Here is a 14,549-nt window from a genome sequence, read left to right as displayed (position 1 = left end):
GGCTTAGCTCTGCAGCATGAGCATGACTTCCCGATACCGTCCCGATCCGCGTTTCGCAGCCTTGGGCGATGAGTATTCCGATCCGGTGCAGCCGGCCGATTTCCCGCAGGACCAATTGCGCTGGTGGAACGGGCGCTGGGCGCAGGAGGTCGGCCTGGACGGGCTCGATGCAGAGGCGCGCAAGGCGCATTTCCATCGCTTCGAGTCCTTGCCGGACAATCAGTCCGAGCCGCGCGCCATTCGCTATCACGGCCATCAGTTCCGCACCTACAATCCCCAGATTGGCGACGGGCGCGGCTTTCTCTTCGCCCAGCTCCGGGACTCTCAGGATCGCTTGCTCGATTTGGGCACCAAGGGCTCGGGACAGACGCCGTATTCTCGCTCTGGCGATGGCCGCCTGACCTTGAAGGGCGCCGTGCGCGAGGTGCTGGCGTCCGAGATGCTGGAGGCGCTGGGCGTTTACACCTCCAAGACCTTCGCGATCTACGAGACTGGCGAGCAGCTGCATCGCGGCGACGAGCCGTCTCCGACGCGCTCCGCCGTCATGACCCGGCTCCAGCATTCCCATCTGCGGTTCGGCGTCTTTCAGCGTCACGCCTATTTCGAACGGCCGGATCTCATCGCTGAACTTGTCGAATACGCGATCACTCGGCTTGTCCCCGAGGCGGCGGACATGGGCGAGGATCGCGCCGCCGCCCTGTTGCGGGCGGTGACGGAGCGCTCGGCCCGCCTGGCCGCGCAATGGATGGCGGCCGGCTTTGTGCACGGCGTGCTCAACACAGATAATCTGGTGGTGACCGGAGAGAGCTTCGACTATGGGCCTTGGCGTTTCCTGCCGCATTTCGAGCCCGGGTTCACCGCCGCCTATTTTGATGAGCAGGGGCTATACGCCTATGCCCGTCAGCCCGAGAGCGTGTTCTGGGCTCTGCAGCAACTGGCGGGCGCCCTTAGCCTGGTGGGCGACCGGGAGGCCCTGATCGCCGCGTTGGAGACCTACCCCGAGCATTACAAGCGTGAGATCGTCACGGCCTTTCACCATCGCCTGGGGCTGGAGACAAAGGGGGATGACAGCGACAGCGCATTGGTGGGCGGCCTTCTGAACGCCAGCCGCGCGCTCGAGATCCCGTTCGAGGCGCTCTTTTTCGACTGGTTCTGTGGGGACGCCTCACGCGAGCGGGCGCTTCAGTCCCAGCGCGGCGCCCTGTATCGCGATGATCAGTTTGCGTCAGTCCTGAACAAGCTGACGGAGCGGACGCCGCTGCGGCCGGAGCGCCTGTCTCATCCCTATTTCAACAAGGATGCGCCTGTGCACATGACGATTGAGCGCATGGAATCGGTCTGGGCGCCGATCGCGGACAGAGATGACTGGTTCGCCCTGGAGCAGACTTTGACCGATGTGGCCGAGGCCCGCGCCGCCTATGATCTGGGCCGGGGGCGGGTCGGCTTTCTTGCGGAGTAACGCCATGCTGGACATCCTGCGGGCAGAGGGCTTTGGCGATGAGCGTGTAAGTCATGGCTTCACCACCCGCACGGGCGGTGTGAGCGAGGGGCCGTACGCCAGCTTGAACCTGTCCTGGTCGCGCGGCGACGAGAAGGAGCGGGTTCAAGAGAACCGCCGCCGCCTGGGAGACGCCATCGGCGCCCGTCCTGTGTTTGCCCGGCAAGTGCATGGCGACACGGTGATCCGGGTGGATGCGGCGCCCGAAGACGGGGCTGCGGGCGAGGGCGACGCCCTGATCACCGATCGTCCCGGGCTGGCGTTGTGTGCGCAGACCGCCGATTGCACCCCGGTGCTCCTGTATGATCGCGAGACCCGATCCATCGCCGCCATACATGCCGGCTGGCGCGGCGTGGTGGCGAAAGTGGTCCCGGCAGCCATAAGCGCTCTGTCCGAGGCCTACGGAGCACGCCCCGAAACGCTTCAGGCTGTGATCGGCCCGGCCGTGAGCGCCGAGAACTATCGCGTCGGACCTGAAGTGCTCGCCCAGTTCGAAGCCCAGTTCGGCCCGCTTGATGAAGGCATGGCCTTGCCGCGTGATGCCGAGGGCGGGGCGGGCCTCAACGTGTCTGAAGGCGCGCGACGTCAGCTGGTGGCGGCCGGCGTTCCCGCCGCAAACATCAGCTGGATCCAGGCCTGCACCTTTGCCGGGCAAGACCGTTTCTTCTCCTGCAGGCGCGCCGCCAAACAGGGCCATGCCGGTCATTTTGGCGGCCAGTGCGGAGTCATTGCGCTGAACGAGTAGGGCGGCCCTCAGGCCGCCCCTGAAGGTCTTAAAGCGGACGGCCGTTATTGGCTTCGACCAGCATGCGGCGCAGCTTGCGCATGCCGCCCACCCAGCGATCACGCTCAGCGCCCTTCATGGCCGCATAGCCGGCGGTCTGTTCATGGGTGGTGACCATGAAGCGGTTCTCTTCCATCGCCTTCAGAAGGGTTTGCGCCACGTCCTCGGGTTCGAGATAGCCGCTCAGCCCCTGGGCGCCGCCCTCTATGCCCTTCACCAGCGGCGTATTCACCCCTTCCGGGCACAGGCACTGAACCTTCAGGCCGTCATCGCCATGGGTGATGGCGAGGCTTTCGGCGAAAGAGACCGCCGCAGCCTTAGTGGCGGAATAGGGGGCGTCGCCGATCTGGTTGAGAAGGCCGGCGGCGGAGGCTGTGATGATGAAGTGTCCATGGCGGCTGGCCATGGATTTCGCCAGCATGCGGGCGGCGTAGACGCTCGCCATCACATTGACTTGCCAGCATGCGTCCCAGGCGGGGGTGGGAGCGTCGCCTGCGCCCCAGAGCGGACCGTCAGACACCCCGATGCCGGCATTGGACATGAAAATGTCCACCGGGCCCAGTTCGCGTTCGACCCGATTGATCAGGCGCGCCAACGCGGCTTCATCAGTGACGTCGACACCCTGGCCGAAACCGCCGAACTCTGAACCCGCCCTGGCGGCCGCGTCTGTGTTGAGATCGGCGATGACGACCCTGGCGCCCTGGGCGTGAAACGCGCTGGCGCAGGCCTTGCCGATGCCGCTGGCTCCGCCGGTGACGATGGCGATTTTACCGTTGAGATCCACTGCTCTGTCCTCCCGGATGATTTTCCCGGAAGCTTAAACAGTTAAGGACGTGGGGCAAGCATCGCTATCGCTCAGGATCAGGCGACGTGTACGGCCGCCTGGAGAATGGCCATCACAATGGTCAGCGCCGCGCGATACTGTTCGAGGGTTTCCGGCTTGCGAACGGATGAAACCACGTTGTCGTATCGGGAACAGGCCTGCTGCAGGCGCTGGGTGTCGCCGGAGAAGACGATCACGGGGATGTGAGACAACACCTCATCCTGCGACAATTGCTCAAGCACCCAGACGCCGTCTTCACCGGACAGTTTGAGGTCGAGAACCACACAGTCGTAATGAGGGTTGGCGCGGACCAGTTCGAGCGCCTGTTCACCTTTGACTGCACGATCAATGGAGGCGGCGCCAGCTTCTTCGCGAAGCATTTTTTCAAAGAGGAAGGCTTCCTGATCGTCATCTTCAACCAGCAGCAAGGCCGGTTTTTGATTGCCCATCGCCATTCTACCCCCCCGGTTTCTAAACTTTTGTCCATGCTAAGGCTAGAGTGAGCCTGTCTACCTGAAAAGCCACTATTTAACGGTTTGATGAATTTTCACTGTAGCTGCGACACGTTCGCAAGAAAGCGGGAAATGGATCACCGTATGCGTCAATGATCAGGTGAGCGTTGCAATGAGGTTTATAGGCCTGCCGTGCAGCTGATTACAGACAAGACTCAATGTATTGCCGACTTTTAACTAAAGATGGCGCTCAGCGCGCTCTCCAGGACAATGTTTGTTCACGATAGATCCGGTCGAGACGACAATTGCGTGCGCCTGGTGGCGCGAGAGCCCCCTCGAAACGCCGAAGGTCGAAGGAATCACTGGTGTCCCCGACTGGATTCGAACCAGTGGCCCTCAGATTAGGAATCTGATGCTCTATCCTGCTGAGCTACGGGGACACGCAGCGCAAAATACGCCGGGATGACGCGGTCGTCACCCCGGCTGATGCTTATTGCGGCGCCTGGGTCAGCGCGGCCCGGATTGCGGCGAGGTCGGTGACTTTGAAGTTCTGACCGCCACTGTCTTCCTCATCGTCCTGCGCCAGGAAGACGCCTTCGGGATGGCCCGGCAGGGGCAGGGCGTGAACATCGATGCCGTCCGTCTCGGAGGTGCGGTCAATATCCCCGCCATTCACCTCGAAGCGCCCGATCAGGCTGTTGTCCGCGGTGTCAAAGACCGCGTAGGCGCTGTCTCCCTGGCTGGAGACGACGAGCCAGGGCGCAGCGTTTGCTTGCGGCCACAGCGCCACGCCTTCGGCATCGGCGACGAGGCTGTCGGAATTGACCTCGGCCAGCAAGGTGCGGGCGTCACCTGTCGCCGGATCCGCGTCATAGACCCAGACCGCCGTGTTCTCCTCGGCGATATAGACCCTTCCCGTTGCATCATCGACGGCGCACCCTTCCGAGATCGAACCGATTTCGAAGGTGCGCACGGTCTCGCTGCGCATGGCGCCGTCTTCGAACCAGAGTCGTTCCTGGGTCAGTCGACCGGTGTCGTCTTCGGTGACGAAGGCGAACAGGGCGTTGTCGGTCGGTCGCTGATAGAGGCACAGTCCATACGGATCGACGAAATCGAGCGGCAGAACCCCGCCCGGCGCCGGGCTGACCTCGCCTGTGGCGGGGTCAATGAAGAACACCGCGATGGCGATGTTGGTGCGGTCCGAGGCGACGGCGATGTCCACCGTCTGAGCGCCCGCTTCAAAGCCATAGCGCACATCGACATTGTTCATGCGGCCTGCGGGCAGGTATTGGGCCGTGCCGCCGTCGAGCGTGTAGACATAAAGGCCGCTTTTCTTGTCGGTGCCCAGAATGCGCGATTGCGCCGGGGCCTGCGCGCGCCAGAACGCGGGATCGTCCGCGGCGTCGCCGGCGCCGGCGACAGCGGCGGTTTCAAGACTGGCCGGAACCGACACGCGAGGCAGGGTCGGGCCTTCAGCCTCGGAGCAGGCGGACAGCCCGTTCGCCAGTGACAGAATAAAGAGCGTCGATAGTGTTGCGCGCATGACGCACCCCCAGATGCAGAGCCGGAACAGCGAAAATTTCGCTCTGCATAACGGCATCTGAAGGGGGGGAACAAGAGCCCTTCAGCGCGTGTCATCTTGAATACATTCAGTTGATACAAAGCGGTGTTCGCCGCGACACGAAACTGTTGCTTCAACTCTCCATAAGCCCCCCGGGGAGAGCGCATCAGAGCGCTCTGCATTCAATTCCGGCACGTTCATGGGGGATTTCGAGATGAAGCGTATCACCACATTGCTTGGCGCAGTGTCTGCCGTTGCTCTGGTTGCGGGCGCAGCCCAGGCGGGCGAGATCACGGGCCGCGTGACAGAAGCTACCGGTTCGGTGGGCCTGCAAGGCGCGATCGTGCGCATTTCCGAAACCGGTCAGACCGTGAGCACATCGCGCGACGGCTCCTTCCGTCTCGGCAATGTGCCGGCCGGCGATTTCACCCTTGTGGTCGATTATCTCGGCGCTGACGCGCAGACCCGCGAAGTGACGCTGACCAGCGCGGACGCCATGGTAGAGACCAATTTCGTCCTGGGCGCGGATGTGGCGGTCGAGGACAACATCCTCATCATCGGCCAGCGCGGTCAGCTGACCAGTGCGCTGAACCGCCAGCGCGCCGCGGACGGACTGATCTCCGTCCTGTCTGCTGACGCGGTGGACCGCCTGCCTGACGAGAACGTCGCTGAAGCCGCGCGTCGGATCGCCGGCATCAACGTGCTCAACGACCAGGGCGAGGGCCGTTTCGTCTCGATCCGCGGCATCGACCCGAATCTCAACACCACTACGGTGAACGGCGTGCGACTGCCGTCCCCGGAAGCGGACAACCGTCAGGTGCCGCTGGATGTGATCGATTCGGACGTGCTGTCCTCGATCGTCATCTCCAAATCGCTGACCCCGGACATGCCGGGCGACACCATTGGCGGCAATATCGAGATCGAGACCCTGTCCGGTCTGGATCAGGACGAGCGCCTGCTGCAGTTCCGCCTGCGCGGCATCTATGCCGATGTGGTCGAAGAGTACGGCTATCGCGGCTCGCTGACCTTTGCCGACAAGTTCTTCAATGACCGCCTGGGCGTGGCGCTGTCGATTTCCGATCAGGAGCGGTCCTTCGGCTCTGAAAACGCCGAGGTTGACGGGACCTGGAACACCGACGAGAGCGTGCCGTTCCCCGAGGAGTTCGAGAATCGCAATTACGACATCACCCGTGAGCGCACCTCCGTGGTGTTTAACCTCGACTATGATCTGAGCGAGAGCACCAACGTCTTCCTGCGCACGACCTATTCGGATTTCACCGACCAGGAGTACCGCAACCGGATCGAGAACAAGTTCGAGGATCCGGACTATGCCGACGCCCTGTCCTCGGGCAATGGCGCTTTCTTTGATGCGTCGACCGGTGACGAGTTCGAGGTGGATCGCGACATCAAGGATCGCCTGGAAGAACAGACCATCTACGCCATCGCGGTGGGCGGCGAGACTTTCGCCGGTCCCTGGACCCTCGACTAACAGCTGGCCTACGCCTACGCCGAGGAAGCCGAGCCGAGCCGGATCGACTCCGGTTTCCGCGCCAAGTTCGACCAGGGCATTTTTGGGGTGAACGTCACTGACGCCCAGATCCCGCAGGTGATCTTTGGTGATGCGGGGGCCGAGCAGGCCTATTTCGACGCGGACTCTTATGAATTTGATGATCTCGAATTCCTCGACGGCGTCGCCAAGGATGATGAATGGTCCGCCGAGTTCAACGCGCGTCGCGAGATGAACTTTGGCTCTTACTACGGCTTCATCCAGTCCGGCCTTCAGTATCGCACGCGGGAGAAATCCTATGATGCGACGACGCTCGTCTATGACGGCTTTGACGGTCCGGACCTGCTGCTGAGCCAGTTCCAGACGACGGTCGACTATCCGCTGGCCGTCAATTTCGGCCCGGCTGTGGATGCGGGCGCGCTGCGTGACTTCTTCTTCGCCAATCGCGGCGATTTCGAGCTCAACGACATCGACACCGCCGTGGCGTCCAACGCCGACAATTACGGCGCAGAGGAAGACGTGTTCTCCGCCTATCTGATGGGCTCGGTGGATATCAATCGCCTGCGCCTGGTCGGCGGTCTTCGGGTGGAAGACACCCAGTATGACGCGCACGGTTTCGAGATCCTCGAGCAGGAAATCGAGACGGCGGTCTCCGGTGACGTCACCGGCGCCTTCGAGAGCTTCATCGCCCCGTCTCTGACGGGCGCCGAGCTGCTGGCGAGCGATCTCGACGTTGAGTACGATGCGGGTGCGGATGAGACCGTGATCGAGGGTGATCGCGTTTATCGTCGCCGCGTAACGGCTGAAAACTCCTACACTGATTGGCTGCCCAGTCTGAACCTGCGCTATGAAGCGTCGGACAACCTGATCGTGCGCGCGGCCTATTACGCCTCGATCGCGCGTCCGAACCTGGCGCAGGCGGCGCCGCGTCTCGCCTTTGAAGAAAACGACAAGGGCGAAGTGGAAGCCGAGGCCGGCAACCCTGACCTCGAGCGTCAGGAAGCCCAGAACTTTGACCTCGCCTTCGAGTTCTATCCGACCGAGGACGCCGTTCTGTCCGCCGGCGTGTTCTACAAGTCGATCGACAACTTCATCGCTCAGGTCGTCTATGAGGACACGGTGATCAACGGCGTCGCGCTTGAAGAAGCCACGACTTTCATCAACCTGGATGAGGCAGATCTGACCGGCATCGAGCTGAACTATCAGCAGGCGCTGACCATGCTGCCCGGTCTGCTCCAGCACACCATCGTGGGCGCCAACTACACCTATGTGGACTCCGAGGCGACCCTGGCTGATGGCCGTGAGATCACCTTGCCGCTGCAGTCCCAGAACGTGGCGAACCTGATCCTGGGCTATGACGATGGCCGTCTGGATCTTCGCGCTGCGGTCTCCTACCGCGACGCCTATATCGATGAACTGGGCGACAGCGCAGCCGAGGATCGCATCATTCTCGAGCACACTCAGTTCGACTTCTCGGCCAAGTATGACCTGACCGAGAATTTCCGCCTCTACTTTGACTACAAGAACGCCTTCGACGAGCCGTTCCGCGCCGCCTTCCGCGATGCCGGTCGGGAGCTGAGCTCGCAATACGAAGAGTATGGCTGGCAGGCCCAGTTCGGCTTCCGCTACACCTTCGGCGGCTAGGTCAAAGATCAGGACTGTGAGAACCCCCGGGGCCAGGCTCCGGGGGTTTTTAGTGTCTGGCGTCCCGGTGAGGACTGGGGTGCGGCGCGGGCCTCTTTCGCCGTCTTCTATAATCCCAACTATTTCAAGGGCATGAGCCTCGCTCTGGCGTGCGTGGTGAAGGCGTGCTCGAAGGAAATCCGCATTTTTCGATAAAAGTGGTTTATAAAATAAACTAGTTTGTGTACATGGGGCGGGAAAGGAGATTTCAATGACCACTTCCTCCCCAGAACGGCTTCATGCGCTGGACGCCTTGCGCGCCAGCGCCCTCTTGCTCGGGGTCGTGTTGCACGCGACCTTGTCCTTCTTCCCCACGACGGGGGTCTGGCTGATCGCCGATACGGACCGCTCCTCGCTGATGTCGGGCCTGTTCTTCGTGATCCATGCCTTCCGCATGCCCCTGTTCTTCCTGCTGGCGGGCTTCTTCGGCCGCATGATGTATCGGCGCATGGGCGCTGGCCGGTTCGCTCTGAGCCGTCTCAAGCGCATCGGGCTTCCATTTGTAAGCCTCTGGCCGATCATGTTCGTGGCCTTCATCGCCCTGTTCATCTGGGGCATGACGGCCATGTACGGCCCGCTGCCCGAAGGCGAGGCGCCGCCACTGAACTGGCGCACCCTGCCGCTGAGCCATTTGTGGTTTCTGTATGTGCTGCTGCTGATCTATCCGGCGGCGATCCTGACGGCTCTGGCGGCCAGGATCATTCCGGGCGCCGACGCGCTGGGGCGCGCCGTCGACAAGCTGATCGCCATGCTGGCCGGTACGCCGTTCCTGCTGGTTGCGCCGGCGGCTCTCGTTGCTGCCCTGGTGTTTTCAGACAGCTCCGGCCCGATCTGGTTCGGCGTGCGTTCACCCGATATGGGATTGTTGCCGAATACGCCTGCGCTGGTGACCTTCCCGTTCGCGTTCTGGATGGGGTGGATGATGCAGCGTCAGATGCACGTGCTCGACCAGCTCAAAGGTGTCTGGTTCATCAATCTGGGCCTGGCTGCGCTGGCGACGGCCGGGTGTTTTGTTTTGGTCGGATTCAGTCCGGACTTGATGATGGCGCTGACTGAAATGAAAAAAGCCCTGTTCGGTCTGGCCCTGGGGGTCGCCATGTGGGGCTTCATCTTTGGCTTTATCGGTCTGTTTCAGGCCCTCATGAACCATCATAGCCCTGTCTGGCGCTATCTGGCCGACTCCTCGTACTGGGTGTATCTCGTTCACCTGCCTTTGGTGGTCACGCTCCAGATCTGGATGTTTGACTGGGTGCTGCCAGCGGAGGTGAAACTGGTTCTGATCCTGCTGATCGCAATGCCGATCCTGTTGGTCAGCTATCATTTGCTGGTTCGTGGGACCTTCATTGGATGGATCCTGAACGGACGCACCAAGCCGGTCTTCCGGCGTAAATGAGCATAACGGTGGAGCCGCATGACAACCGAAACCGGTTTGGGTGATGACCTGACTTTTATCCGGTCGCTCTTGAAAGAGCGTCCCGTGCAGCTCCGCACCACCGGCCAGCTCTATGGGCTGGCCGGTCTGTGCTACGGGCTTTATGCGCTGGCGTGCGGTTTCGCATTGCTGGGCTGGTCGCCCTTGGGCGATGCCACCTTCTGGATCGGCACGCTGGCGTCCAATGGCGTGTTCTGTGTCGGCGTGATCGTCCTGTCCGTGCGCGCCAAAACCCCTGAAGGCGTCGCCAACCGCGCGCTGACGGGCGGTTTCGCCGGTGTGGGGATCGCCAATGCGGTGGCGGCCCTTGGCTTTTCCCTGGCTCAGCGCACAGGATTGGGAGCAGAGGTCTGGATTCTCTTTCCCATGGTGGTCGCGGCGTTTCAGGGCGCGTGCTGGTTTCTGGCCGCTCTGGTCACACGCCGTCTTTGGACCGCGGTGATCGCTGCCGGCTGGTATCTCAGCGTGCTGGTTCTGGCCCTGCTGATCAGCATGGTCTGGGCCTATATGCTGGTTCTGGGGGCGGTGCTGCTTCTGCTGATGGCGCTTCCTGGCTGGATCCTGATCCGCTCGGCGTCCAACCCTTAATCTGATCGCTTATGAGTTCGTTTGATATCGATAAGCTTGATGATGTGATCCACAGCCGCTTGCGGCTGGGGATCATGACCTTGCTGGCTGATTCAGAAGCAGAGACCTTCAATGCGCTTAAAGAGGCGCTCAAAGCCACCCAAGGCAATCTCTCCATCCAGCTCAGAAAGCTGGAGGAGGCGGGCTATGTCTCGATCGACAAGCAGATCGTCTCACGCAAGACGCTGACCACAGCGCGCTTGACGCCAGAAGGCCGCAAGGCGTTCGATGCCTATCTGGAAGCGCTATATTCCATGGTGGGCCGGAAACCCGATTGAATTGCAAAGTCTTGCGTCCGCCCTCTTGAAGCGCCGCGCTAAATTAGTTGCTTAAAGAAACTAAATGGGTCAGTCTCGCCGCATGACCCGAACCTCCCTCTCCCGTTATCCGTGTCCGGTCGCCCGAGCCGTCGATGTGATCGGCGACCCTTGGAGCTTGCTGGTTCTGCGGGACGCCATCGCGGGCGTGCGCCGGTTCTCGGACTTCAAGACCCGCCTTGGCGTGTCGGCGAAAATCCTGACGGATCGTCTGACCACGCTTGTGGAGCAGGGCGTGCTGGTGCGTCAGGCGACATCGCCGGGCAAGCAGCGCTTTGAGTATGAGCTGACCGAGAAGGGCCGGGAGCTGGCCCCGGCATTGATCGCCCTCATGCAATGGGGCGAGCGCTGGACCTTCGAGCCGGGGCGCTCGCCAGTGCGCCTCAGCGTGCGCGAGACCGGTGAAGCGCTGGCGCCGGTGCGTCTTGAGACGGCGTCGGGTCGTGAGGTCGAGGTGTCAGACCTTGAGATGAGCGCTACCGACGCCGCGCCTGAGATCACCCGACAATCCTACGCCGCGCTCAAGGCGCGGGCGAACCGCAACAAGGACGCGCAATCATGATCGAGCCCGATTTCATCACCGATCTGGGCAGCCCGAACGCCTATCTGGTCCACAAGGTCCTGCCGCAGATCGAGAGTCGCACAGGGGCGCGGTTTCGCTATCGCCCCTGCCTTCTGGGCGGAATCTTCAAGGAGACGGGCAATCAGTCGCCCTTCTTCGCCTTCGCCGACATCAAGCACAAGCTTGATTACGAGATGCTGGAAGTCCGCCGCTATGTGGCCGCGCACGATCTGACCGCCTTCAAGTTCAATTCCCACTTTCCGATGAACACCCTGACCCTGATGCGCATGGCGGCGTCGGTGGAGCTCGATGCGCCCGATCAGCTGCGCGCCTTCTTTGACGCCGGGTTCGTCGGCATGTGGGAACTGGATCGTGATTTCACGCAGGACGAGGTCATCAGGGCGCATTTCTCGGACGCTGGCTTTGACGCGGACAGGCTGCTTGCCCGGACTTCAGACACCGAGGTGAAGGCGCATCTCATCGCCAACACCCAGGACGCGGTCGGGCGGGGCGTTTTCGGCATGCCCACCATCTTCGTGGGCGAGGAAATGTTCTACGGCAAGGAACGGCTCGCCCAGATCGAGGCCCAGATTTTACGACAGTTGTCGTGAACATGGCTCCGCCCGGTCTCTGTGCTTGAGCACGGGATGACCGGCTGAGACATTCCGGCGCCTTCCCAGTCACGCTTGTCTGGCCTATAGCGCGATCATGTTTCGTGCGTCCCATCCGGTCCTGATCCGTCTCGCTGCGGTCCTCATCGCCCTTCAGGCGCTTTGGTCTCCGGCTGCGACCACGGCCTATGCCGCCGGGTTTGACGCTGCGAAATACATGTGCGGTCAGGTCGTGCGCGATGCGGAAGCCCGCGCGGCCATTGCCGAACTCGCGGCCTTGACGGGGCTGGAAGACCCGCAACCTGCCCCTGATCATGAGGCTTCTGATTGCGTCGCCTGCATGCTGGGCCAGGCGGTTGCTCTGGCGGACGACGTTCAGGCTCTGACACTCGTTCCGCCTGTTTCGGCCGACCCGCGCCCCTTGCGGATCGATCGGGCGAGCCCGCGCCAGCCTGCAGGTCCGCCCGTCGGGCTTCGCGCACCACCCCTCACGAACTGATCTCCCTTTGCGTCGCGCTTTGTGAAGCGCGTGTTGGCGCTCGGCCCCGCCGGGCGCGTGATCTGTTCTGAGAAACAAGACTCCATGACCAAAATTCTGTTCGCCGGCGTGTCTGCGCTGGCCCTGACCTCTGCCGCTTTCGCCAATGAGGCTGCTCCCGCTCCGCAATCGCGCTGGGTGGACGTGATCACCGTGACCGGTCAGTCCCCGGTCTCACTCGATCAGGACACGGTGCTGATTGATCTGGCGCCCGCGACGGCCCCGGACGCCGCCGGTCTCGCCGCCCGCCTTCCCGGTGCTGCGCTCATCGATAATGGCGCGCTGTCGGGCCAGGTGCAGTATCGCGGCCTTTATGGCTCTCGCGTCGCGGTGCGGCTGGACGGGCAGGCCTTCCATTCGGGCGGCCCCAATCTGATGGACCCGCCGCTCCACTACGCGCCCGCGCCCATGCTGGAACGCCTTGAAGTCACACGGGGCCCGTCCCCTGTCAGCCAGGGCCCATCCCTGAGCGCGGGCGTGAATGCGGTGTTCAAGCATCTCGGTTACGCGCAGGGCGAGACGCCGGAGCTTCATGCCGACCTCACCGCCATCGTGCGCAGCGTGGATGAAAGCACGGCTGTGGGCGGCGTAGCGGGTCTCGCCACGGCGCGGCAGCGGTTTGAAGTGCTGGCCTCAACCGAGCGCGGCGAGGACCTTGATACGCCGTATGGGACGCTCGTCGGGACCGAACATGCACGCGACGTCTATGGCTTTGGCTATGGCGCGCGCCTGACCGAGACGACCGAGCTGACGGCTGATTTCCGCTGGCAGGAGGGCGGGTTTACCGGCAATCCGCCTTTCCCCATGGACATCCGCTTCATGGACACCTCTTCAAGCCGTGTGGGGCTGAATACCGAGCTTGGGGGCTGGAGCCTGTCTTTCAAGGCCGGTCATGCGCGTGTGGACCACGCCATGAACAATTACGATCTGCGCCCGTCCCCTGCGCCCATGCAGATGCGTGAAACCTTCGCCAGCTCCGAGACCGTCAGCTTTGGGCTGGATGCAGAGCATGCCTTCCAGGGCGGCGTGATCCGGTTGGGCCTTGATCGCGCGAATGTCCGTCACGATACGACGGTGACCAACCCGATGAATGCGGACTTCTTCGTCACGCCCTTCCCGGATGTGGAGCTGGGCCGCACTGGCGTCTATGCCGAATGGGAAGGGCCGCTCTCCGCCTATGAGGTCTACGCCGGCCTGCGCGTGGATGCTCATGACGCCGATGCGGGAACCCCGCGCCTGGGTGCAGCCCTGCCCGCAGGGCCGCGCATGCTGGCGATGGCCTTCGCCCATGCCGATCGCTCCTGGGATGATGTGACGGTGGATGGCTTGCTGCGCATCGCCCGGCCGGTGTCCGACGCGCTGACCCTGCGCGGGGCGCTGGCGCGCAAATCGCGGGTCGGCGGGCAGGTCGAACGCTATGGCTGGCTGCCGATCACGGCGTCGGGCGGTCTGGCGGACGGCAATACCTATGTCGGCTCGCTCGATCTCAAGCCCGAAGTCGCAACCAGTCTCGAGGCGGGATTTGATCTTGAAACGCCGCGCGCCTATCTGCGCCCGACCGCCTATGTCAGCTGGATCGAGGACTATATCCAGGGCGTGCCCGCCGAGCCCGATACGCCCGGCGTGGTCGATACGCCGCTGGAAATGGTCTCGGCGATGAATGGCGACCCGACGCCTCTGCGCTTTTCCAATGTGGATGCGCGGCTCTATGGCTTTGACGCCGATTTCGGCCTGCGGCTGAGCCAAAACTGGCGCGCGGACGGCGTGCTGACCTATGTGCGCGGCGAGCGCGAGGATGTGGATGATGATCTCTACCGCATCACGCCCGCAACTTTGCGCCTGAGCGCGACCTATGAGCAGAAAGTGTGGTCGGCCAGTCTTGAAACCCTGATGGTCGCCGAGCAGGACAAGGTCTCGACCGAGAACAGCGAACAGGCGACGCCGGGGCGTGTGCTTGTGAACGCCTATGGGCGCTGGGATGTGAGCGAGCGGGTCAGCCTGTCGGCGGGGATCGAGAACCTTCTGGATCAGCCCTATCGGGATCATCTGGGCGGCTATAACCGTAATGCCGGGCTGGGTGTGCCGATGGGTGAGCGCGTGCCGGGCGCCGGCGCCGGGGTCTGGATGCGTCTGAATACGCGTTTCTAGGCTTTG

14 protein-coding genes and 1 tRNA gene are annotated in these 14,549 nt (G+C 62.7%); 11 read left to right on the top strand and 4 right to left on the bottom strand.

Annotation, left to right across the window (positions count from 1 at the left end; translation table 11 throughout):
• Positions 1–16 precede the first annotated feature (16 nt).
• Positions 17–1,459 (top strand): protein adenylyltransferase SelO family protein, encoded by a 1,443-nt coding sequence (locus tag OA2633_RS06970; protein ID WP_040612516.1) that lies wholly within the window; start codon positions 17–19, stop codon positions 1,457–1,459.
• Positions 1,460–1,463: 4 nt separating this feature from the next.
• Positions 1,464–2,243 carry a peptidoglycan editing factor PgeF gene (pgeF, locus tag OA2633_RS06965; RefSeq protein WP_009801803.1) on the top strand — a complete coding sequence of 260 codons (780 nt, stop codon included), beginning with the start codon at positions 1,464–1,466 and terminating at the stop codon, positions 2,241–2,243.
• 28 nt (positions 2,244–2,271) lie between these two features.
• On the opposite strand, the gene OA2633_RS06960 is transcribed toward pgeF, so the two are convergent.
• From OA2633_RS06960 to OA2633_RS06945, 4 genes are all read right to left on the bottom strand, one after another.
• Positions 2,272–3,066, bottom strand: a complete 795-nt coding sequence (locus OA2633_RS06960) for an SDR family oxidoreductase (protein WP_009801802.1) — start codon at positions 3,064–3,066, stop codon at positions 2,272–2,274.
• A 77-nt stretch (positions 3,067–3,143) separates the two neighbouring features.
• The gene (locus OA2633_RS06955) at positions 3,144–3,560 is read right to left on the bottom strand and encodes a response regulator (protein WP_009801801.1); all 417 of its coding nucleotides are present in this window, start codon (positions 3,558–3,560) and stop codon (positions 3,144–3,146) included.
• Between the two features lie 360 nt (positions 3,561–3,920).
• Positions 3,921–3,997 (bottom strand) — tRNA-Arg (locus OA2633_RS06950).
• 50 nt (positions 3,998–4,047) lie between these two features.
• A complete protein-coding gene (locus OA2633_RS06945) occupies positions 4,048–5,100 on the bottom strand; it encodes a phytase (protein WP_009801800.1) in 1,053 nt (350 codons plus the stop codon).
• A gap of 232 nt (positions 5,101–5,332) precedes the next feature.
• Here OA2633_RS06945 and OA2633_RS06940 point away from each other — a divergent pair, with 232 nt between their 5' ends.
• The 9 genes from OA2633_RS06940 to OA2633_RS06900 all read left to right on the top strand — a co-directional run bounded on the left by OA2633_RS06940 (position 5,333) and on the right by OA2633_RS06900 (position 14,543).
• Positions 5,333–6,607, top strand: coding sequence for a TonB-dependent receptor plug domain-containing protein (locus OA2633_RS06940; RefSeq protein WP_162010980.1), 1,275 nt, complete (start codon positions 5,333–5,335; stop codon positions 6,605–6,607).
• A gap of 87 nt (positions 6,608–6,694) precedes the next feature.
• Positions 6,695–8,269 carry a TonB-dependent receptor domain-containing protein gene (locus tag OA2633_RS06935; RefSeq protein WP_009801798.1) on the top strand — a complete coding sequence of 525 codons (1,575 nt, stop codon included), beginning with the start codon at positions 6,695–6,697 and terminating at the stop codon, positions 8,267–8,269.
• Positions 8,270–8,519: 250 nt separating this feature from the next.
• A complete protein-coding gene (locus OA2633_RS06930; RefSeq protein WP_009801797.1) occupies positions 8,520–9,701 on the top strand; it encodes an acyltransferase family protein in 1,182 nt (393 codons plus the stop codon).
• Between the two features lie 84 nt (positions 9,702–9,785).
• Complete coding sequence (locus OA2633_RS06925; protein ID WP_156776154.1) at positions 9,786–10,328, top strand: hypothetical protein; 543 nt, start codon at positions 9,786–9,788, stop codon at positions 10,326–10,328.
• Positions 10,329–10,339: 11 nt separating this feature from the next.
• On the top strand, positions 10,340–10,645 hold the full coding sequence (locus OA2633_RS06920; protein ID WP_009801795.1) for a transcriptional regulator: 306 nt from the start codon (positions 10,340–10,342) through the stop codon (positions 10,643–10,645).
• Between the two features lie 82 nt (positions 10,646–10,727).
• Positions 10,728–11,246, top strand: coding sequence for a helix-turn-helix domain-containing protein (locus OA2633_RS06915; RefSeq protein ID WP_083783306.1), 519 nt, complete (start codon positions 10,728–10,730; stop codon positions 11,244–11,246).
• Positions 11,243–11,857: a 2-hydroxychromene-2-carboxylate isomerase gene (locus OA2633_RS06910; RefSeq protein WP_009801793.1), complete on the top strand. Its 615-nt coding sequence runs from the start codon at positions 11,243–11,245 to the stop codon at positions 11,855–11,857. Before OA2633_RS06915 ends, OA2633_RS06910 begins: the two co-directional genes overlap by 4 nt.
• A gap of 97 nt (positions 11,858–11,954) precedes the next feature.
• A complete protein-coding gene (locus tag OA2633_RS06905; RefSeq protein ID WP_009801792.1) occupies positions 11,955–12,356 on the top strand; it encodes a hypothetical protein in 402 nt (133 codons plus the stop codon).
• Positions 12,357–12,440: 84 nt separating this feature from the next.
• Positions 12,441–14,543: a TonB-dependent receptor gene (locus OA2633_RS06900; protein WP_009801791.1), complete on the top strand. Its 2,103-nt coding sequence runs from the start codon at positions 12,441–12,443 to the stop codon at positions 14,541–14,543.
• The last annotated feature ends 6 nt before the right edge of the window (positions 14,544–14,549 follow it).

The sequence above is a fragment of the Oceanicaulis sp. HTCC2633 genome, from assembly GCF_000152745.1.
Lineage (GTDB): Bacteria > Pseudomonadota > Alphaproteobacteria > Caulobacterales > Maricaulaceae > Oceanicaulis.
The sequence above is the reverse complement of the archived record's forward strand: the minus strand, read 5'-3'. Positions and strand labels throughout refer to the sequence as shown.